Below are 18,879 nucleotides of genomic sequence, written 5' to 3'. Positions count from 1 at the left end.
TAACGATTAAAATAAAGATATATGGCTACGAAGAAAACTACAACAACAAAGAAGGTGACAAAACCTGCGGCTAAAAAACCAAAAGTTCAAAAAGCTGCAGATAGTAAACCAACTGCAAAAAAAGTTACTGTGAAGAAACCAGCGGCAAAAAAAGCTCCTGTTAAGAAAACAGTTGCTAAGAGAAAGGCTGTTCCTGAAGTGCTTAATGGTATTCCAGATATTAGACGTTTTTTTCATAAGAATGAAACTCCTTTATATTTTATTAGTGCTACAAACTTCAATATGCTTGGTGCTGATGAATGGATAAAAGGCTTTAAATTTATTAGTTATATCGAATGTTTCGATGGTGAGCATCCAAATGTTTTTTCTCCTAAAGAGGAAATGCCACACGACGATTTCACAGGAATTGAAGACATCAACAATTATTTGCTGCAACATCCAGAAGTTCAAGATTACATCAATATAAGAAAAGCAAAAAGGACAGCTGGTAAAGCAATGTTTTTAATGTTTGATGAAGAAACGGAAAGATTAGCAAAAAAACTTGGCTTAGAAATCATGTTTCCTCCTGCGAAAATGAGAACAATGATGGACAATAAGGTGAATACGAATAGATTGGCCGAAAAAGCTGGTGTTGCTTGTGTTCCTTATGTTCTTTCTAAAGTTGATGATTATGATCATTTATGTGAAATATCTAAAAATCTGGGTAAAGATTTAGTGATTCAAACTCCATTTGGTGATTCGGGTCATACAACATTCTTTATTACCAATGAAGAAGATTTCAAAAAACATGAAGAAGAAATCGTTAAAGAAGATGAAGTAAAAATCATGAAACGAATCAATTGTAGAGGTTCTGCTATTGAGGCTTGTGTAACTAGACATGGTACAATTGTAGCGCCATTAATGACAGAGTTGGTTGGATTTAAAGAAATGACTCCATATAAAGGAGGATGGTGTGGTAATGAAATATATCCAGATGCATTTACTCCACAAATTCGAAAGAAAGCGGCGAAATATACCCAACTTTTCGGAGATCAATTGAGAAAAGAAGGCTACAAAGGTTATTTTGAATTGGACTTCTTGATTGACCAAGACAACGGTGAAATTTATTTGGGTGAATTAAATCCACGTGTTACCGGAGCTAGTTCTATTACTAACCATGCTGTATTTGCCTTGGCTGATGCGCCACTGTTTATTTTCCATATTTTGGAATGGATGGGTGTTGAATATAAACTGAACGTTAATGAAATCAATAGACGTTGGGCCAAACAAGAAAACCTTGACGGCTGGAGTCAATTAATTATTAAACATACAGAAGATACAATAGAATATGTTTCTCAAGCTCCTCGCTCAGGAATTTGGAAAATGTTTGACAATGGTCATATTCAATATGATAGAATGGACAGTCACAGAAGAGCTGTTGAGTCTGAAAAAGAAGCTTTTTTCTTACATATCACTAAAAAAGGAGATTATTTATACGAGGGTGCCGATATGGGAATCATTGTATCCCGAGGTAGAATGATGACAAACGATTTTAAATTAAACAAACGTGCTAAAAACTGGATCAAAGCTATCCGCGCGCAATATTCTTCTCAAATAATTGAGGACAGAAGAGAAAAAGTAATTCTCACAGGAAGCTTGACAAAATAAATAAACTAAATAATAAAATAAGATGCAATTACGATTTGATGCTGTTTCTGAACCTTCCAAAGCAGGAGAAAAATGGAAACATTTATTTGATTCATATTGGCCTGGATATAAGGTATGGTTTAATTCACAGAATTCACCATTGACCCCTGATTTAGCAACTTCTCAGGAAGCGCTAAAAAAATATATGCCGAAAATGTGGGACACTTATCTTCATTTATGCAAATTAACTAATGCAGATACGGATATCGCTCGTTTTCTTACAGGTTTTCAGCCACCAGCTTATATTAGTGCATGTGCACAAGTTGTAATTGATACTGATGAAATTCAATTGGTTAGAAATTATGATTATGCCGCTGAACTTTTAGAAGGAACTTTGTTGTTAAGCAAATGGAATAAAAAGAAAGTAATGGGAAATTCTGACTGCTTAATTGGTTTAGTGGATGGAATGAATAATTCAGGTCTTTGTGTTTCTCTAACTTTTGGAGGCCGTAAGGAAGTTGGCTATGGTTTCGGAATTCCGTTTATACTGAGATACGTTTTAGAATTTTGTACAACGACTAAAGAGGCTGTTAAAGTCTTGAAAGGTATACCTTCACATATGTCTTACAATGTTACCATTGTAGATAAAACAGGAGAAACCAAAACAGTGATGTTAGCACCAGATAAAGCGCCAAAAGTTTCGAAAATTCCATTCGCAACAAATCACCAAGGTACTGTGGATTGGCCAGAAAACGCTGTTTTCAATCAAACGATGAAACGTTACAATTTCATTAAGAATTACCTAAAATCGAAGGATGTTAAAGCAGATGAGTTAGCGAAAGCTTTCTTGCACCCACCTTTATACAACACGAAATTTAGAGAAGGATTTGGAACTCTTTTTACGTCCGTGTATCATCCCAAGAAAAAGAGTATGCAGCTTTTATGGCCTAATGCCAAAATGGTTCAAAGTTTCAGTAATTTTGTTGAAGAACAAATCACGATTTATTATGAGCAGTCTGCTGTTCAAACTTCACCAGCAATTTCTGCACCTGCGGTTACAGCAACTTCAGAAGGTGCCTACAACTGGCAAGATGCAGTTGTGGATTCATTAGTGAAAAGCATGGCTGGCAAAGAATCTAAAGCAAAACAAAGAGAATTGCGTGAAAAGTTAATGCCAAAAGGAGTTATTCAATGGCACGAAATTGCAAACTTTTGGAATGAACCAATTTCATATTAATTAATTCATTTCACTAATTAAATTTGAACACCTCTGCCCTATTTGAAAAAATAGAGTAGAGAATAATAAATTTTGAAACTAGAATATTTATAATAATTGAGCAACTAATGCATTTACAATTTAAAGCTGTTTCTGAACCAACTAAGGCTGGACGAAAATGGAAAAAGTTATTTGATACTTACTGGGAAGGTTATAGATCTTGGTTTTTATCAAATACTTCGAAGTCCGTTCCTGATCTTAAAAAGTGTGAAAAGGCGCTTAAAGAATTTATGCCTAAATTTTGGGATTCTTATCAGCATTTGTGTAAAATAACGAACTCTGATGAGGATCTTGCTCGATTTTTTACAGGTTTTCAACCACCCGCTTATTTTGGAGGATGTGCACAAGCAGTAATACAAACTGATGAAATTCAATTGGTTAGAAATTATGATTATCATCCCGATTTACTCGAAGGAACTTTATTATTAAGTAAGTGGAATTCAAAAAAAGTGATTGGATCCTCTGATTGCTTGATTGGTTTAATTGATGGAATGAATGAAGATGGTCTCTGTGTTTCCTTGACATTCGGAGGTCGAAATGAAATTGGTTTTGGTTTTGGAATTCCGTTTATTTTAAGGTATGTCTTGGAATTTTGTTCTAATACCAAAGAGGCTGTGATAGAATTAAAGAATATTCCTTGCCACATGTCGTATAACGTTACTGTGGTTGATAAAACTGGGGAAACGAAAACCATAATGTTCGCTCCTAATCGAAAAACTATAGTAACACCAGCTGCTTTTTCTACTAACCACCAAGGAGCGGTTTATTGGCCTGAAAATGCTAAATTTAATCAAACTGTAAAACGCTATAAATTTCTCAACAATTATCTAGAATCTAAAGATATTTCCGCAGATCAATTGGCGAAGGCTTTTTTACACACACCATTATACAATACCAAATTCCAGAAAAGTTTTGGAACATTATTTACTGCAGTTTATCAACCAGAAAAATTGAGAATGAAATTGATGTGGCCCAATGCTGTAATGGAAAGAAGTTTTGACAATTTTAAGGATGGAAGAATTACAATCCGTTACAAAGAAAAATTAAATGCTAAATCAATTCCTGTGGCTTATGATCAAGACGGAATAGTAGAAAACCCTCATACATGGCAAGAGGCCTTAGTAGATTCTTTGGTGAAAAGCATATCAAATGATGATTCAGTGGAAAAACAAAATGAACTTAGGCGTCAATTAATGCCTAAAGGTGAAGTTGCATGGAATGCAGTTTCAGATTATTGGAATAAGCCTATTTAAAACAAAAAATTAAATTATAAGAAATGGAATTTAAAACAATCAACCCTTACAATGGGGAAGAAATAGCAGTGTACCAGTCAATTTCTAAAGAAGAATTGGCTGCAAAATTAGACAATAGTCAAAAAGCATTTGAAACTTGGAAGAAAGTTCCATTGAAAGAACGTTGTTCATTATTAAGAAATGTTGGAAAATTATTGCTTGAGAATGTTGAGGAATATGCCAAAATGATCACATTGGAAATGGGAAAACCAATTTCAGAATCAAGAGGCGAAGTGAAAAAATGTGCAACTGTTTGTGATTATTATGCTGATAATGCGGAAGCATTTTTGGCCAATGAAATGATTGAAACGGATGCTTCAAAAAGTTTTGTTGCGCACAACCCAATCGGTGGAGTTTTAGCTGTCATGCCATGGAACTTTCCCTTTTGGCAAGTATTGAGGTTTGCGGCTCCTACCCTAACAGCTGGAAATGTTGGATTCTTGAAACATTCTTCCAATGTTTTTGGAAGTGCCAAATTGATTGAAGAACTTTTCACAAAAGCAGGTTATCCTGAAAATGTATTCCAAAATCTAATTATACACCACGACGTAACTGAGCAGATTGTTTCTCACGACGGAATAAAAGCCATCACCTTAACAGGAAGTGAACGAGCTGGTTCTTCGGTTGCTGCTATTGCTGGTAAACACATTAAAAAATCTTTATTAGAACTTGGCGGAAGCAACGCCTTTATTGTTTGGGAAGATGCGGATATCGACAAAACAGTTAAAACTGCCTTAACAGCAAGAATGATGAACTGTGGTCAAAGTTGTATTGCAGCAAAGCGTTTTATCATTCTTGAAGGTGTTTATGATGAATTTGTAGAGAAATTTACAGAAGCAGTAAAAACTTTAAAGTCTGGTGATCCAATGAAGGATGATACTACGATTGGACCATTAGCACGTCTTGATTTAGCAGAAGAATTACAAAAACAAGTTCAAAACTCCATTGACAAAGGAGCGAAATTAATTCATGGAGGAAAACAAGATGGTTGTTATCATGAACCAACAATTTTAGGAAATGTTGAACCGGGAATGGCTGCTTTCGATGAAGAAAGTTTTGGTCCATTAGCAGCAATGATCAAGGCAAAATCTATCGAACACGCCTTCGAACTTTCTGAAAATTCAAAATATGGATTGGGCGTAACTGTTTGTACAGAAAACGTTGAATTGGCATTAAGTTACGCAGATTCAGTGAGCGATGGAGCATATTTCATCAACGAACTCGTAAAATCTGATGCTCGTTTACCTTTTGGAGGAACGAAACTTTCAGGATACGGAAGAGAATTATCGAAAGATGGAATGATGGAGTTTGTGAACAGGAAAACGGTTTATGTGAAATAGGATTTTTTAAGAATTGAAAGATTCAAGAATTGAAAGATTGAAAGATTCAAATATTCAATAGAATAAACATTAAAAGAAGATAAAACGTAGGGACGTTTTGCAAAACGCACTTATTGTAATTGATGGAATTTATCAATCCTGCTAGATATGGAAATGTTTAGCAGGATTATTTTTATATGTTATGTTGCATTGAAAGAATTAAATTCAATTGATATGCCAAATTAAATTAAGAAGAAAAAACCAATTGAATATGATTATTCGAATTTCTAAAGGGGAGGTCAAGAGTGAAAACAGAAAGTTATCATTATTTCAGGCAATTTATAAAGGACAATATTCAGAATATCGTAAATTAAGAATTAAAAATAATGTAGAATATTATTGGGTTGAATTAAAAGGTGACTTGATAAATAGGGTGATTGGTTTTGACGTTGGAAAAATGCCAATATCAAAATCTGATCAATTAAATATAGAATTTTCTGCAGACATCATTAAGGATCATGAGATTCAATTGATTCATTTCAATGATATCTACCATTTAATGAATATTAAGGATTTTAATCTGCTTCAAAAAATTCATTTCAAATATTTGAACTATTGGAATGAATGTGAATTCATAGAAACACCTAAATTCCCTATATTCTCCTATAATTCATTAGACATTACTGATACAATAGATAAATATTCTACTTCAGATGAAGTAATCACAAATTCAGACCTAAACGGATATGAATGGGATGAATACGAAAGAATATTTGACAGTTTAGGGCGAGTTTATGAGGTAGAATATTTAAATTTCGGTCACCCAATGGGAGTTGTTGTACCGAAACGAATTGAAAGAGTTTTGACAACTGAAGAGATAAATGAAATCCTCAAAAATCACGACATTGAAATTTAATAATTGTATAAAAGCCATTTTTCCTTTACCTAATGGAAGTGCAACAGTGATTTTAAATCCAATTATTGGGGAAAATGGTGAACTTATTTTAAATTCATCAGGTAAAAAGGTTGGTGACAGTGGTTTTTACTTTCTATTGAATGATTCTAAAGAAAACATCTGGACTAAGTTCATTTCTTCATTTAGAGATAAGTTGGTTGTTAGTTCAGAAAATGAAAAAATAACAGCTGTACAAACACTGACCTTGTGGAATTTAAGAGTGTTACAGTTTGAATACAAAATCAAAAAAACATCAAACAATAAAAATGGAAATAATCATTGAAATAATCATATTAATACTGATAGCGCCGATTATCACGTTTTTATGCATTCCATTTATTCTTATAATTGCATTTTGGGATATCACAAGATATTGGTCACGGGTAAAGGAATTGATTAAATTGGTGTTTAAAAAAATCAATTCTGTTATTCCTTAAAACGAATTAATCAATTTTCAAGAAATGAGTTACATAGATGAAATTTCAAATTTCTTAGAGGATTATTCGGGAGTACTCCCTCAGGATCCTAACATCGATATTTGGAAAGATATGGGGGTAAAAGGAGATGATTTTCATGAAATGATGGATAATTACTCTAAATTATATGAAGTTGATTTGAGTAATTACCTTTGGTATTTTCATACAGATGAAGAAGGATATGGTATTGAAGGATTATTTTCTAAACCTCCTTACGAAAGAGTTGAGAGAATCCCTGTTACACCTCAAATGTTAGCTGATTTTATTGTCACTAAGAAATGGAATGTAGATTATCCACCTCATGTATTTCCAGAAAAAAGAATCGATTTAAAAATAAATGTCATTGTTACAATTTTGATTGCCATTGGAATGTGTATTTATCTATTTTATGCCTACTTTTAAAAGAAATTCAATTTTGGACTTTAAGAAATACCTTGGTAACAAAACGTCTAATGAAAAATCATGAAATCTTATTTTGTAAAATCGGGGATCTATTGAAGAAACATTTTCCTGTAGAATTAGTTGAGTATGATGATGGTGATCATTTGGTTGTTGGAAAAACTGGAATTTGGATTGAATGTGATGATAGCGAATTAACGATTGGTTATGGATTTGCTCATACTCACCACAACCCGGATTATGACAATTTTAATGTTGCTATTGAAAACTTTTTCAAATTAATCACAATTGGAAAACGAATTACTATTTATTACAAAGGAAATTTTCAATACAAGAATAAAACTGAAAATATATTAAGTAATGGAGCGCTTGAACATCAAGGAACCTCAATGACATGGCTATATCCATTTTGGAAGAAAACAAGCACGGAAATTAAAATAGTAGAACCTTTGATTTTAGAATCTGTAATTCTGGAGGAAATGGAAGATATTAGAAATTATGTAAAAAGGAATTTCAGACAATAGATTGAAATATTTTATTTACCTTTCGATTAGTCAAAATCCAATTATTATAACATACAGCACCGAACTAGCACAGAGTTAGAGAATATCTTTCGGAAATCGAAAAAATCGATATTGAAGAAAAGAAGATGTTTGGAGATTTGGCATTTCTGGTTAATGGGAAAATGTGCATTAATGTTGGTGGTGAAAGGTTATTGTGTCGCTTTGATCCTGATTTAACAGAATTCCTTGCAGAAAAAACTGGTTCTTTACAAATGATAATGAAAGTAAAAGAATACAAAGGATACTGTTATGTTGAGCCCATGGGGTTCAAAAACAATACAGATTTTGAATTTTGGATAAATACTTGTCTTGATTTCAATGATAAAGCTAAAGCTTCGAAGAAAATAACGGCTATGAATACTAAACATTAAAAGATTATGAAACACTCAATATTTATCCTCATCTTCCTTTCAATCTTTTCCTTATCTTTCAGTCATGCACAAACAAAAGACTGTTCAACAGATTTTTGGACAATTACTGCAGATGGAGAAATTCAACAATGGAGTTTGAGTAATTCAATCATTACAGGAGGAGATACTATTCTTACAGGCGGTGGTTTAAGTTTAGGGTATTGTGGAAATAGCAATGCTCCAACTTTTTATACCGACAATTGGAATCAAGGTGAAATTGGAATAAATTATTATGAATCAACGCTTGGTTGGATTAATATTCCAACGAATGCTCACGTTCAGGACAATGGAGGACATTTAGATGATCAATTTTATACTGTAGTTGGTGGAGTCATTCAATATGTTAACTATTGGGATGGATCAAGTTTACAAGTAATTGATTCATTGCCAGGTGAATTCTTTGCAGGTGTTTATGATATCGGTGTGGACACTTTAGGTCATGCTTGGATTACAACAGCTTCAACCCCTGGAACTTCAATCGATAGTTTGAAGGTTTACGACAAAAATGGTCAAATAAATTCTTTTTCTTTTGAATATAATTTGGCAGGATATGGTTCATTCTTTTTAAACAATATACTTTATCTCGGAACACTTAATGATTCCATTTTTCCAGTATACATAAATGGAAATACTGCAGAATTGGGCGAAGGAATTTATTTTCCAGTTCATAACTTCACAGATATGGCAAGTTGTCAAGCCCCAGAGTCAACAAGCAGTTTAAAATCTGAATATTCCAAAACAAATATTGTAGTATTCCCAAACCCATCAAATGGCCTATTCACGATTAATTTAGGTAAAATTCTCCACGATGTAAAAATAAGTGTAACTGATTTAAGTGGAAAAACTATTCAATCAAAGAAATATAAGGATATTCAGCAGTTAAACTTAAAAATTGATGAATCATCAGGTGTTTACCTTTTAAACATAGAAACTGGTGATGGAAAAGAAGTAATTAGATTAATAAAGGAGTAAATGAATTGATCAAGAGATTTAAATTTAGTTATTTTCAATGAGCACACTTTCTCAGGAATCACATTTAACACGAAAGAATCACTAATTTTGTCAGATCATTTCAATTCTAATTTTCATTAATGAATCGTAATCAAAAAGGCGAAAACCAAATTCTGCAGGTTTCTAATTTTCAAGAGCTTGCCTCTACTCTATTTCAAGGAGAAATAAATGCCATGAGTTGGTCACGCAAACTTGTTGGTGACTTTGCTGAGATTATTCAAAAAGTTGAACTTGAGGGGAATATGGCTGAACTTTCAACAGAAGATTTACTTCAATTGGAGTTAACAGAACAAGGACAATTGGCGAGAGAAATTCTAATCAGTGATATGGAATTATTAAAAAATCAAGGGGCTTCACCTATTCTGAATATCATCAAGAATTATGAAAAAGATGAGAGTTATCCGGAATTTCCAACGGATGTTTATTCCTATCATGTAGATCGTTCTCCAGTTCCTACAGCTACTTTTTTATGTACTTATTACGGAGCTTCGAGTGATATTTTGCCAAATGCTCAAGGAATTCAGAAGATTCTTGTTCCAGAAATTCGTGCTGAACTTAAAAAGCTTTATGGTGGAAATGACGAGGGTTTCGAAGCGTTTCTGAGTGAGTATTTCTTTGATTTGCACTATCAGGAGCTACCCAATGCACAACCTATAAGTATGGGTGTTGGACATCTATGGAAAATAGCTGTTGATCATCCAGACAGTGAAGTTTTACCTTGTTTGCACCGTGCTCCTGAGGAAAAGGATGGGAAAAGTCGCTTGTTGTTGATTTGCTGATTGCCCTTTTATGGAACGCGGATGACGCAGATGCAAGCAACGCGAATTCACGCGGGTTTTATCAAATATGATATGCGAATCTCTTATATTTGTCGGATTAAATAAAAATATGGGTCTTACTCTTCTATCATCGCCTTTACAGGGATTTACGGATTTCAGGTTTCGCAATGCTCTTCATCATTATTTTGGTGGAATTGACACTTTTTATGCGCCATACATCCGCTTGCAAGGAAAAATGGTCATCAAAAACTCTTATCAAATCGATTTAGACCCTGATAATAATTCAACTTTAGAAGTTATTCCGCAAGTGATGACCAATGATCCTGATGAGTTTTTATTTGTTGTGAAATATGTTCAAAGCTTAGGCTACAAAGAATTGAATTGGAATTTAGGTTGTCCTTATCCAATGGTTACAAAATCCGGAATGGGTTCTGGAATGATTTGTCAGCCGGCTAAAATCAATGAAGTTTTACATAAAGCCCACAATGAATCGGATATTGTAGTTTCCATGAAAATGAGAATGGGTTATGAGAATCCCGAAGAAATTTTGAATACTTTTCCTATTCTTGACAAATATCCTTTGAAAAATATTGCTATTCATGCGAGAATTGGAAAACAACTCTACAAAGGACCAGTAGATTTGGATGCATTCGAGAAATGCATTCCCGCCACGAAACACAAATTATATTACAACGGAGATATCACAAGTGTTACAGCGTTTAAGGCAATCGAAGAACGTTTCCCTCAACTCGATCACTTTATGATAGGAAGAGGTTTGATTGCAGATCCATTTTTACCGAGCATGATCAAAAACAACACGACAGAATATCCAAAAAATCGTTGGGAAATATTCTCGCAGTTTCATGATACGATTTACCAGCAATATGACGAGTATTTATCGGGCCCCACTCCTATTAAAATGAAAATGCAAGGCTTTTGGCAGTATTTTGCTGAAACTACTTCAAACCCACACAAAACCTACAAGGCCATAAAAAAAGCTACGAATCCTCAGAAATATAGAGAAGCTGTGAATAAGATTTTGAGGACAGAGATGGATTTACAATAATAAATTATTTAAAAACTGATAATCTGACAAATGTAAATAATCAGACATTTAAAATTATTGTAAAGAACATAGATTTTGCTTTTGTGCTTTAAAATATATTCAAGTAATATATTTGAGTCCAAGTCCATCTATTCACTCTTCATTTACATAAAACGTGAATCATTAGTTCGAAATTTCAAAGTGAGCATGAGCATATGCACAACAATTTGGATTCTTTAAGAGCAATCAACCCACATTATGGGGTTAATTGTCATAAGCCAATTATTAAAATAATTTTTCTTCCTAATTTCGTGATTTAAAGAATGAATTTTTAATACATCTATCATGAAAAGCATTTTTGATCAAACCGATCGGTCTTCCATTATCGAGAGAATTGAAGCCATTGATTCTAATCATACAGCAAATTGGGGTAAAATGAATGTTTATCAAATGGTCAAACACAATGTTTATAGGAATGATTGGATTCTCGGAAATGGCCGATTTACTTACTATCATGCATTCATTGGGAAAATATTCGGCAAAATGGTACTGAAGAAAATGATTAAGGATGAAAAACCATTCGATAAAAGTATTCCAACTTCTGCCCCGTTTAAAATTAAAGAATTAGATGGAGATTTAGAATCAGACAAATTAAAATGGATTTCCACAATTATAGATTACAAAGACTTCGATAACCCTGATTTTATCCATGATTTCTTTGGAAAAATGACAAAAGAACAAATTGGAATTTTGGTTTACAAGCATTGCGATCACCATTTAAGACAATTTGGATTATGACAAAAAGAGAAATATTCCGGAATTCTATTGGTCTTTAAGTAATGACTTTTATTCCGACTTCAGTAATAAAACAGTTTCACTTTGAATTTTTCAATTAATTACTGTAATATTGAAGTAAGATATATTTTAATATTGCCAGTATGTTCGGAACAACTTCTTAATTTATTATTGGCAATTGAGAAGTTTAAAACTAATTTAATTAACTAATTATGAGAAAAATAATTTACATCAGTCTACTTTCAATATTGTTTTTGGGTTGCAATAAATCAGGTCATACTGATATCGATTCAGACATATTAATTGAACTTTCTGAGATGAACGGCAAACAATACATAAAAGCTGAAACTGAAAGGTCGTACAACTGCTTATTTCCAATTATTTATACCGATAAAGTGACTGGATCTTCAATAAAAATAGTTTTTAAATCCATCAACGAAGAAGGTCCTTGTCCTACTGCTATTGGTCCAGCGTCTGCTTTAATTGAACTAAAAAATTTAACAAAAGACAAATATGAAGTTAAATTCAAATTGAATGGTAAAGTGACAAAAGGGCGATTATATACCAATCCTTTTGAGATTACTTTAGAAGAAAATAGCAATGTAAAGTTGAAATAATCCTTGACAAATTATAAATATGAAAATCGCATTACTATTGATATCAACTTTGTTTCTTTTTCTTAGCTGTAATAAAGACGAAAAACAAGGAATCAAGTCAATTGTAGGAACTTGGAATGTAAACCACATAGAGTCCATTTATGGAAACTATACAATTGAAAATAATGTAGTTATCGGTACAAATGAAACTGATAGAATAAATGAATCTGGCGATTTAGGTCAATTTAACTTTGGAAAGAACGAAGTTGACTTTAATTTCACAAGGAATGATACTGTTTATAGTGAAAGCAGTTCATGGGAACTACAATTGGAAAAGGTCAATAGTGGTTTTACTAAAACCAACAAATGGAAGCTCATCATAGCGAATGAATTTACTTTCGACCTTACTTTTGAAGATGACACCAAAAATTCAGAGAAAAAAGCCGATAATGTAGAATTTCGTCATTGGCCTTCCGAAAGTGGTTTTGGCGTTGGGTTTGTGATGAGTTTAGAGAAGGAATAGATTTTCTGACCTTTCACCAAATTATATATCACTTGTAAACCACCAAAATCAATAATTTATTAGTTTAGCAAAAACTAATAAATTACTATGAAATCAGCGCTTCTTTTAATCTTAATTTCTATACAATTTTTAGCATTTTCTCAAGACACCACATTTTATGGTAGAAATGGTGTGATTATTGAAAACAAAGCTAATGCATTGACTTACAAAATAATTGTTATGGATAAAGATGATACCAACAAGGTGAATTCTAAATTTTACTATCCTAGTGACAATATAAAGTCGGAACAAAACTATTCCAATTATAGTGAAGAAATCTATCATGGAACCAACAAAGTATGGTATGAAACAGGCGAATTAAAGAAAACAGTTACTTTTCAAAATGGTCTTGAAGCTGGTGATTTGGTCACGTATTGGAAAAGCGGAACAATTAGAAGAATAGATAAATATAAGAACGGTGAATTTAAGCGTGGAAAAGTATACGATTCACTGGGAAAAAGAGAGAAATACTACGATTACTATCAAGATGCAATTTTTAATACGGAGCATGGCAGTTTAAAATCGTTTATTAAAGATAATCTCCAATATCCTCAAGAAGCAATAGATAATAATGAAGAAGGAAGAGTTAGGGTTTCTTTTGTTGTTGATAACGATGGAAGTATTATTGATGTGGAAATTCTTGATAGTGTTTCAGAATCCTTAGATGAAGAAGCCATTCGATTAGTTAAGTCAATGCCAAATTGGATTCCAGCAAAACAAGACGGTGAAAATTCTAGACAACGTTTTGCTTTTCCTCTAAATTTTCAATTGTGAGTTGAGCCAACTTTAAGTCTGATTAAATTTATCAAAAATTCACTCCTTAACTTAACATTATCAATTAACAATATTTCCCAACAAAGCTCCTCTATGCTTTCAAAATACATCTAATAATCGTACATTGCGCGCCTATTAAAAGTTGAATTAAATGGAAGCAGAAAAAATGCAAAATTATATAACAGATGTATTGAAAAACATGCCATCTGACTGGTTGAAATTAACAACACACAGATTAGATATTTATGATGAGAGTTTGGCGAAAACACAATTCTTAAATGAGTTTGAAGAATTGTATAAAAACAACATTTCGGACACGGCAGCTTTAAGTAAATTACCAACAGCCTACGATTATATTCGCTTGGGACACCCTTTGTCATGTATTATAGAATGGGGAATTGGCCAATTGAATAATTTAGATGCTGACAATGTAATTTGTTTTTCTTCGATGATAACTCCAATTTTATCTGTTCTTAGAAAGAACTTGTTGGACAACAAAAAGACTCAAATCATTTATTCAGATGAACTACCACAACAGTTTAATTCTGAGTTAATTAAAAAAGTTTACGGTTACGATTTTGAACTTAAAAAAGTAGATAAACTAGAAGAAATAACAGCATTTGAGGGAAGCACAATTTTCATTTCTATGGATGATGAAATTGGAGAAATGGAGCTCATTTCTTTGCCGATTGCTAGCGAAATTGATTTTTTCGTGAACCTCTATTCTGGTTTAGGAAGTGTATTGATTGTCAACGGAAAACAGAATGAAAGTTACATTTCTGCAATTCAACATGTGAGACGTAGAGAAACTATTTCTATGACTCCAGCAGATACTTTAACTGCATTAAAAATGTTGAATAATCAGTCAATCACTGAAGAGAAAGACAACAATTTCAACAAGAATAAAAAATCTGTAATCCACTCTATTCAAGAAGTTAATGGCTCGAAAAGTAAAGCTTTAGTTGCATCAAGTGGATTATCGATTCAGTATGCAATTATGATGGGATTGGTTGACCACGCTTTGGAAAATCATCCAGGAAAAGACATTAAATTTATCGTTCCTCCAAATTGTTATGGTGGTACAAATGACCAAGCACGTCGAGTAGCTGACTGTTTAGATAACGTTGAAGTTGTTGATTTACCAGTTGACGGAGATAACGACATGGTTCAAAGCATTCATACAGTATTGGAAAAAGTAGCTTTGGAAGACGCAATTCCTTATATAATTGCTGAAATCCCAACAAATCCAAGAGTTGAAGTTCCTGTCCTTGAAGATTTAAAAGCAGCGCTTAGAAAAGAACGTAAAACTGCAAATGGAGAAATCGCAATTGATCCTGTATTCATTTTAGATCAAACTTTCTGTCCTAATGTTCACTTTTTAGGTGAAGGAAAGATTCTTTCTGAAGTGAGAACAATCTCTTACGCAAGTGGTTCTAAATTCCCAAGTGGAGGAAAATGTACCGCTGGATATTGCATCGGAAATACCTTGACTGATGAATTGATGGACAAGATTGAATTGCACTTAGACCTTTGTGATAACGAAGCTACGGCACTTCAATACGAAATTTTAGCTGCGCAAATGCCTTCAATGAATCAACGAATTAAAGATGCATACAAAAACACACGTGAGTTTGTAAACTTTATTCACGAGGTTCTACCAGAGGCGAAAATCAACTTTGTATCGGAAGAATTGGCGAGTGAAGACTTCACTCCTTCTGTATTCTCATTGGATCTTCCAACAAAAGGAAATACTCCAGAAGAAAAAGAAGCATATAAAAGAGAATTGAATTTGAAGTTAATCAACATGATGATAACTGAAATTCCAAATGAAAGTAAATACTGTGTGAGTTATGGACAGTTGAAAGGTTGTTATTGGACAATTCCGGCGACATCAACTCAAGGAACGACCAAAGAAGGCGACAAAGATTACATTGCACGTGTTTCTTTAGCACCAGACTTAGACTTGGAATTGCATAAAAAGGTTTTCCAAGCGTTTGTGGACAGTATCTAAAACACAAATATTAAGCGAATTAAAGGGGGATTGAACAGTCTCCCTTTTTTTATTGTTTAACCTTCTTGTAATTCATGTAAACCATTAAAAACCAATAAATACTAAAGGAACCTGCAACAAAAATTACCGAAAAAACAAAAGTATTAGATTCTAAAGGATTTTTTTCTGTTTGAGAATAAAAGTAAACTCCCAAAGACAGAATTACTGCATACATAATTCCAAAAATGGAAAAATAATTTTCCTTTGACGCACGTTTTGATTTGCGTTTTTTTGGAATCAACGCTTGCTCCGCATTAATTTGATGTAGGATTCTATCCTTTAGTTTATCTTCTGCTTTAAGCTTGGACAACAATAGTTTATCTTTTAATTCCTTGTCTTCCATGGTCTTTATTTTAAAATATCTTCTAATTTTTTTCGAGCCCTAAAAAGATTGATTTTCACATTACTTTTCGAAAGCGACATAATTTCTGCAACATCAGTTACAGAATATTCCTCCAAATAATATAAAGTTACAACAACTGATTCATTTTTAGACAATTGTTGAATTGCTTTATTCACTCTACTTTTTTGTTCGTCCAATTCTGAATGCAAATTCGATTCAGTTTTTAAATCATAAGCATGAACTCCAGAGTGCTCAGAAATCTCTTCTTCCCTCCTGTTTTTAATTTTATTCATTGATGTTATCGCTGTATTGTACACAATTCGATAAAACCATGTTGAAAATTTACTATTCAACCGAAAAGAATGCAAATTGTGGTAAGATTTTACAAAGGCATTTTGAACTACATCTTCTGCTTCTTGTTTATTTCTCAAAATTCGATAAGCAATTGTCATGGCCATATCTTGATATTGGTCAACCAGGATAGCAAAGGAAGACGAATCTCCCTTTAAAATCTGTTTTATCAATTGCTTTTCTTCCATTAGTTAACCTTCTAAGTCATTGTCTTGATTCTTAGTCACCAGGTAATATGTTAGGAACGCAGCACCTAGAAAGAGAGTTATGCTTGGTCCCACAACCCAAAAGGTTCTCTCTTCATTTAAATTTAAATAATTTGCAATGACTAAACCTACTATTAATCCAAGACCAATTCCAATTAGAACAACAGCATTTTTCAATGATTTGAATCTATTTGGTGTTTCTTTGTCTTCCACTGGCGGCATTAAACCCTGCTTTATTAATTCCATTCTTTCAATATGTTTTTGCTTTTCAGTTTTAAGGGCATAAATAACGCCCAAAACTATGGGTAATGCTATTGTTGACAAAATTGCTATAATCGGAACTAATGCTTTTAAAAAATCTTCCATAATATTTAATTTTAAGGTTTGTTTAATTTGAGTCTCATTAATAAGACTAACGAATTTTCGAATAGGTTACAAAATCAAAAAGTTTTTTTTCATTTCTTTAATTCTACTTCCTATATTTAGAATTTCAGAATAATATTATGCTACATACAATCGAAAATGAACACCTAAAATGCACCATTGAATCTAATGGAGCTGAAATTCGCTCGCTTAAAGATAAAAATACCGGTGAAGAATATATTTGGCAAATCAACGCATCTGTTTGGGGAAGCAGTTCACCAGTGTTATTTCCAGCCATAGGAAATATCAAAGCGGGAAAGATTTTATATAAAGAAAAGGAATACGCCATGACGAAACATGGAATTATTCGCAATAACGGCCAATTGGTTTTCATAAAAAAAAGTTCTTCATGTTGCTCTTTTACATTGATTAGCTCAGAAAAAACCTTAGAAAAATACCCATTCGATTTTTGCTTTACAGTTGAATATTCATTAATTGGAAAAAGATTAAAAATGCAATATCATATCGAGAACAAAAGTAATGTTCCAATGCAGTTTTCTTGTGGAGGACACACGGCATATGCCTGTCCGATAGATGAAAATGTAAAGTTATCTAATTATGTAATTGAGTTTCCTGTTCAGAAAAACTTAATATCTCGAAAACTAGGTCCGTCAGGTTTACTTTCAAATAATGAAAAAGAAATTTCAATTGAAAATGGAATACTGCAACTCACTGACACGCTATTTAATGAAGATGCACTCATATTTGCGAACATTGATTTTGATTGGGTGAGATTAAGAAAAATGCATGAAGAAAAAGGTGTGATTGTGCGCTTTACTGGTTATCCAAATCTTGCATTATGGTCAAAACCTGCGGCCGATTATGTTTGTGTTGAACCTTGGTTGGGACTTCCTGACAATGAAAATGAATCTTTAGAATTAACAAAGAAATCAACTTATAAATCCATTGATCCAAATACTAAATTCTCCATTGCCATAGAAACAGAGATTGAAAATTAGATTAATACTGAGTTTATGTTAAAATTGAGAGTATTCTATTTCCCAGTCACTCTGAAGTTCCTTAACACCCCTTGAAATTAACCGTTAAAAACGACTACACCCGCTCATATCAAGCGATCCTAACAACCAGGATAATGAATCTGCCACATTAACCATTAATATTTAACCATTAAAAATCATCCGTTATAAACGACTACACCCGCTCACACCAAGCGATCCCAAAAACTAGAATAACAAATCTGCCGAGTTAACAATTTACCCTTGACAATTAATCATTAAAAACTTCCGTTTTATTAAAGTACCTTTGTGTTTAAATTCAAAAATAAAAGCATGTCAAAAAGCACAGAAAATAAAGATAAACCATCTCCAGAAGTTAAAGCACTATCGCTTTTCTTAATGGCGCATAAAAGTACAAGCCAAAATTATAAAGAGAAGTCAAAACGAATCAATAAGTTGTGGACTCAAGTTGGTTCTGGTGGGACAACCAAAGAAGTTTATCTTGAAGAAGTTCAAAACATTTTAGATTCTTTCGGTGGTTACGACAAGGTGGTTGAAAAAACTGTTCAATTTTACATTGATAAAACTGGTGAATGGAAATTAACTGGAAACGACAAATTTTGTCAAGATGCTCAAAAGGTTGCTGATATAATTTTAGAAAAAAAGTAAGGC

22 protein-coding genes are annotated in these 18,879 nt (G+C 32.9%); 19 read left to right on the top strand and 3 right to left on the bottom strand.

Annotated features, from left to right (window positions below; translation table 11 throughout):
• Positions 1 to 21: 21 nt before the first annotated feature.
• The 17 genes from C6368_RS05500 to C6368_RS05420 all read left to right on the top strand — a co-directional run bounded on the left by C6368_RS05500 (position 22) and on the right by C6368_RS05420 (position 15,889).
• On the top strand, positions 22 to 1,647 hold the full coding sequence (locus C6368_RS05500; RefSeq protein WP_199851593.1) for a biotin carboxylase: 1,626 nt from the start codon (positions 22 to 24) through the stop codon (positions 1,645 to 1,647).
• A 22-nt stretch (positions 1,648 to 1,669) separates the two neighbouring features.
• Positions 1,670 to 2,863: a C45 family autoproteolytic acyltransferase/hydolase gene (locus C6368_RS05495; RefSeq protein ID WP_107038186.1), complete on the top strand. Its 1,194-nt coding sequence runs from the start codon at positions 1,670 to 1,672 to the stop codon at positions 2,861 to 2,863.
• A 107-nt stretch (positions 2,864 to 2,970) separates the two neighbouring features.
• The gene (locus tag C6368_RS05490; RefSeq protein WP_107038185.1) at positions 2,971 to 4,155 is read left to right on the top strand and encodes a C45 family autoproteolytic acyltransferase/hydolase; all 1,185 of its coding nucleotides are present in this window, start codon (positions 2,971 to 2,973) and stop codon (positions 4,153 to 4,155) included.
• Between the two features lie 23 nt (positions 4,156 to 4,178).
• Positions 4,179 to 5,534: an NAD-dependent succinate-semialdehyde dehydrogenase gene (locus tag C6368_RS05485; RefSeq protein WP_107038184.1), complete on the top strand. Its 1,356-nt coding sequence runs from the start codon at positions 4,179 to 4,181 to the stop codon at positions 5,532 to 5,534.
• 250 nt (positions 5,535 to 5,784) lie between these two features.
• On the top strand, positions 5,785 to 6,429 hold the full coding sequence (locus C6368_RS05480) for a hypothetical protein (RefSeq protein ID WP_107038183.1): 645 nt from the start codon (positions 5,785 to 5,787) through the stop codon (positions 6,427 to 6,429).
• Entirely contained in the window at positions 6,419 to 6,751 is a 333-nt protein-coding gene (locus tag C6368_RS05475; protein WP_234369091.1) for a hypothetical protein, read from the top strand. Before C6368_RS05480 ends, C6368_RS05475 begins: the two co-directional genes overlap by 11 nt.
• A gap of 178 nt (positions 6,752 to 6,929) precedes the next feature.
• The gene (locus tag C6368_RS05470) at positions 6,930 to 7,346 is read left to right on the top strand and encodes a DUF1493 family protein (protein WP_107038182.1); all 417 of its coding nucleotides are present in this window, start codon (positions 6,930 to 6,932) and stop codon (positions 7,344 to 7,346) included.
• A gap of 92 nt (positions 7,347 to 7,438) precedes the next feature.
• On the top strand, positions 7,439 to 7,867 hold the full coding sequence (locus C6368_RS05465) for a hypothetical protein (RefSeq protein ID WP_159038460.1): 429 nt from the start codon (positions 7,439 to 7,441) through the stop codon (positions 7,865 to 7,867).
• Between the two features lie 125 nt (positions 7,868 to 7,992).
• The gene (locus C6368_RS05460; RefSeq protein ID WP_107038180.1) at positions 7,993 to 8,277 is read left to right on the top strand and encodes a TfoX/Sxy family protein; all 285 of its coding nucleotides are present in this window, start codon (positions 7,993 to 7,995) and stop codon (positions 8,275 to 8,277) included.
• 6 nt (positions 8,278 to 8,283) lie between these two features.
• A complete protein-coding gene (locus C6368_RS05455) occupies positions 8,284 to 9,288 on the top strand; it encodes a T9SS type A sorting domain-containing protein (protein ID WP_107038179.1) in 1,005 nt (334 codons plus the stop codon).
• Positions 9,289 to 9,407: 119 nt separating this feature from the next.
• The gene (locus tag C6368_RS05450; RefSeq protein WP_107038178.1) at positions 9,408 to 10,106 is read left to right on the top strand and encodes a hypothetical protein; all 699 of its coding nucleotides are present in this window, start codon (positions 9,408 to 9,410) and stop codon (positions 10,104 to 10,106) included.
• 109 nt (positions 10,107 to 10,215) lie between these two features.
• Entirely contained in the window at positions 10,216 to 11,172 is a 957-nt protein-coding gene (locus C6368_RS05445) for a tRNA dihydrouridine synthase (RefSeq protein WP_107038177.1), read from the top strand.
• 324 nt (positions 11,173 to 11,496) lie between these two features.
• On the top strand, positions 11,497 to 11,949 hold the full coding sequence (locus C6368_RS05440) for a DUF1569 domain-containing protein (RefSeq protein ID WP_107038176.1): 453 nt from the start codon (positions 11,497 to 11,499) through the stop codon (positions 11,947 to 11,949).
• Positions 11,950 to 12,158: 209 nt separating this feature from the next.
• Positions 12,159 to 12,563, top strand: coding sequence for a hypothetical protein (locus C6368_RS05435; protein ID WP_107038175.1), 405 nt, complete (start codon positions 12,159 to 12,161; stop codon positions 12,561 to 12,563).
• A 19-nt stretch (positions 12,564 to 12,582) separates the two neighbouring features.
• Entirely contained in the window at positions 12,583 to 13,065 is a 483-nt protein-coding gene (locus C6368_RS05430; protein WP_107038174.1) for a hypothetical protein, read from the top strand.
• 87 nt (positions 13,066 to 13,152) lie between these two features.
• On the top strand, positions 13,153 to 13,878 hold the full coding sequence (locus tag C6368_RS05425; protein WP_107038173.1) for an energy transducer TonB: 726 nt from the start codon (positions 13,153 to 13,155) through the stop codon (positions 13,876 to 13,878).
• A 151-nt stretch (positions 13,879 to 14,029) separates the two neighbouring features.
• Positions 14,030 to 15,889 (top strand): PLP-dependent aminotransferase family protein, encoded by a 1,860-nt coding sequence (locus C6368_RS05420; protein WP_107038172.1) that lies wholly within the window; start codon positions 14,030 to 14,032, stop codon positions 15,887 to 15,889.
• Positions 15,890 to 15,938: 49 nt separating this feature from the next.
• Here C6368_RS05420 and C6368_RS05415 read toward each other — a convergent pair whose 3' ends face one another.
• Genes C6368_RS05415 through C6368_RS05405 form a run of 3 tightly spaced genes read right to left on the bottom strand, consistent with a single transcriptional unit; the run spans position 15,939 to position 17,194 of the window.
• On the bottom strand, positions 15,939 to 16,271 hold the full coding sequence (locus C6368_RS05415; RefSeq protein WP_107038171.1) for a hypothetical protein: 333 nt from the start codon (positions 16,269 to 16,271) through the stop codon (positions 15,939 to 15,941).
• Positions 16,272 to 16,276: 5 nt separating this feature from the next.
• Positions 16,277 to 16,810 (bottom strand): RNA polymerase sigma factor, encoded by a 534-nt coding sequence (locus C6368_RS05410; RefSeq protein ID WP_107038170.1) that lies wholly within the window; start codon positions 16,808 to 16,810, stop codon positions 16,277 to 16,279.
• 3 nt (positions 16,811 to 16,813) lie between these two features.
• A complete protein-coding gene (locus C6368_RS05405; RefSeq protein WP_107038169.1) occupies positions 16,814 to 17,194 on the bottom strand; it encodes a DUF6249 domain-containing protein in 381 nt (126 codons plus the stop codon).
• 137 nt (positions 17,195 to 17,331) lie between these two features.
• On the opposite strand from C6368_RS05405, the gene C6368_RS05400 reads away from it, so the two are divergent.
• Positions 17,332 to 18,210: an aldose 1-epimerase family protein gene (locus tag C6368_RS05400; RefSeq protein WP_107038168.1), complete on the top strand. Its 879-nt coding sequence runs from the start codon at positions 17,332 to 17,334 to the stop codon at positions 18,208 to 18,210.
• 330 nt (positions 18,211 to 18,540) lie between these two features.
• Entirely contained in the window at positions 18,541 to 18,876 is a 336-nt protein-coding gene (locus C6368_RS05395; protein WP_107038167.1) for a hypothetical protein, read from the top strand.
• Positions 18,877 to 18,879: the final 3 nt, after the last annotated feature.

This window comes from Brumimicrobium mesophilum (assembly GCF_003025005.1).
In the GTDB taxonomy this organism is placed as follows: Bacteria; Bacteroidota; Bacteroidia; order Flavobacteriales_D; family Crocinitomicaceae; genus Brumimicrobium; species Brumimicrobium mesophilum.
The sequence above is the reverse complement of the archived record's forward strand: the minus strand, read 5'-3'. Positions and strand labels throughout refer to the sequence as shown.

What these genes read in the sequence shown, in the direction of transcription:
- C6368_RS05440 (WP_107038176.1), top strand. Translation starts at nt 11,497, where the DNA reads ATGAAAAGCATTTTTGATCAAACCGATCGGTCTTCCATTATCGAGAGA.
- C6368_RS05445 (WP_107038177.1), top strand. Translation starts at nt 10,216, where the DNA reads ATGGGTCTTACTCTTCTATCATCGCCTTTACAGGGATTTACGGATTTC.
- C6368_RS05450 (WP_107038178.1), top strand. Translation starts at nt 9,408, where the DNA reads ATGAATCGTAATCAAAAAGGCGAAAACCAAATTCTGCAGGTTTCTAAT.
- C6368_RS05495 (WP_107038186.1), top strand. Translation starts at nt 1,670, where the DNA reads ATGCAATTACGATTTGATGCTGTTTCTGAACCTTCCAAAGCAGGAGAA.
- C6368_RS05435 (WP_107038175.1), top strand. Translation starts at nt 12,159, where the DNA reads ATGAGAAAAATAATTTACATCAGTCTACTTTCAATATTGTTTTTGGGT.
- C6368_RS05430 (WP_107038174.1), top strand. Translation starts at nt 12,583, where the DNA reads ATGAAAATCGCATTACTATTGATATCAACTTTGTTTCTTTTTCTTAGC.
- C6368_RS05415 (WP_107038171.1), bottom strand. Translation starts at nt 16,271, where the DNA reads ATGGAAGACAAGGAATTAAAAGATAAACTATTGTTGTCCAAGCTTAAA.
- C6368_RS05480 (WP_107038183.1), top strand. Translation starts at nt 5,785, where the DNA reads ATGATTATTCGAATTTCTAAAGGGGAGGTCAAGAGTGAAAACAGAAAG.
- C6368_RS05420 (WP_107038172.1), top strand. Translation starts at nt 14,030, where the DNA reads ATGGAAGCAGAAAAAATGCAAAATTATATAACAGATGTATTGAAAAAC.
- C6368_RS05470 (WP_107038182.1), top strand. Translation starts at nt 6,930, where the DNA reads ATGAGTTACATAGATGAAATTTCAAATTTCTTAGAGGATTATTCGGGA.
- C6368_RS05410 (WP_107038170.1), bottom strand. Translation starts at nt 16,810, where the DNA reads ATGGAAGAAAAGCAATTGATAAAACAGATTTTAAAGGGAGATTCGTCT.
- C6368_RS05400 (WP_107038168.1), top strand. Translation starts at nt 17,332, where the DNA reads ATGCTACATACAATCGAAAATGAACACCTAAAATGCACCATTGAATCT.
- C6368_RS05405 (WP_107038169.1), bottom strand. Translation starts at nt 17,194, where the DNA reads ATGGAAGATTTTTTAAAAGCATTAGTTCCGATTATAGCAATTTTGTCA.
- C6368_RS05485 (WP_107038184.1), top strand. Translation starts at nt 4,179, where the DNA reads ATGGAATTTAAAACAATCAACCCTTACAATGGGGAAGAAATAGCAGTG.
- C6368_RS05425 (WP_107038173.1), top strand. Translation starts at nt 13,153, where the DNA reads ATGAAATCAGCGCTTCTTTTAATCTTAATTTCTATACAATTTTTAGCA.
- C6368_RS05455 (WP_107038179.1), top strand. Translation starts at nt 8,284, where the DNA reads ATGAAACACTCAATATTTATCCTCATCTTCCTTTCAATCTTTTCCTTA.
- C6368_RS05395 (WP_107038167.1), top strand. Translation starts at nt 18,541, where the DNA reads ATGTCAAAAAGCACAGAAAATAAAGATAAACCATCTCCAGAAGTTAAA.
- C6368_RS05490 (WP_107038185.1), top strand. Translation starts at nt 2,971, where the DNA reads ATGCATTTACAATTTAAAGCTGTTTCTGAACCAACTAAGGCTGGACGA.
- C6368_RS05460 (WP_107038180.1), top strand. Translation starts at nt 7,993, where the DNA reads ATGTTTGGAGATTTGGCATTTCTGGTTAATGGGAAAATGTGCATTAAT.
- C6368_RS05500 (WP_199851593.1), top strand. Translation starts at nt 22, where the DNA reads ATGGCTACGAAGAAAACTACAACAACAAAGAAGGTGACAAAACCTGCG.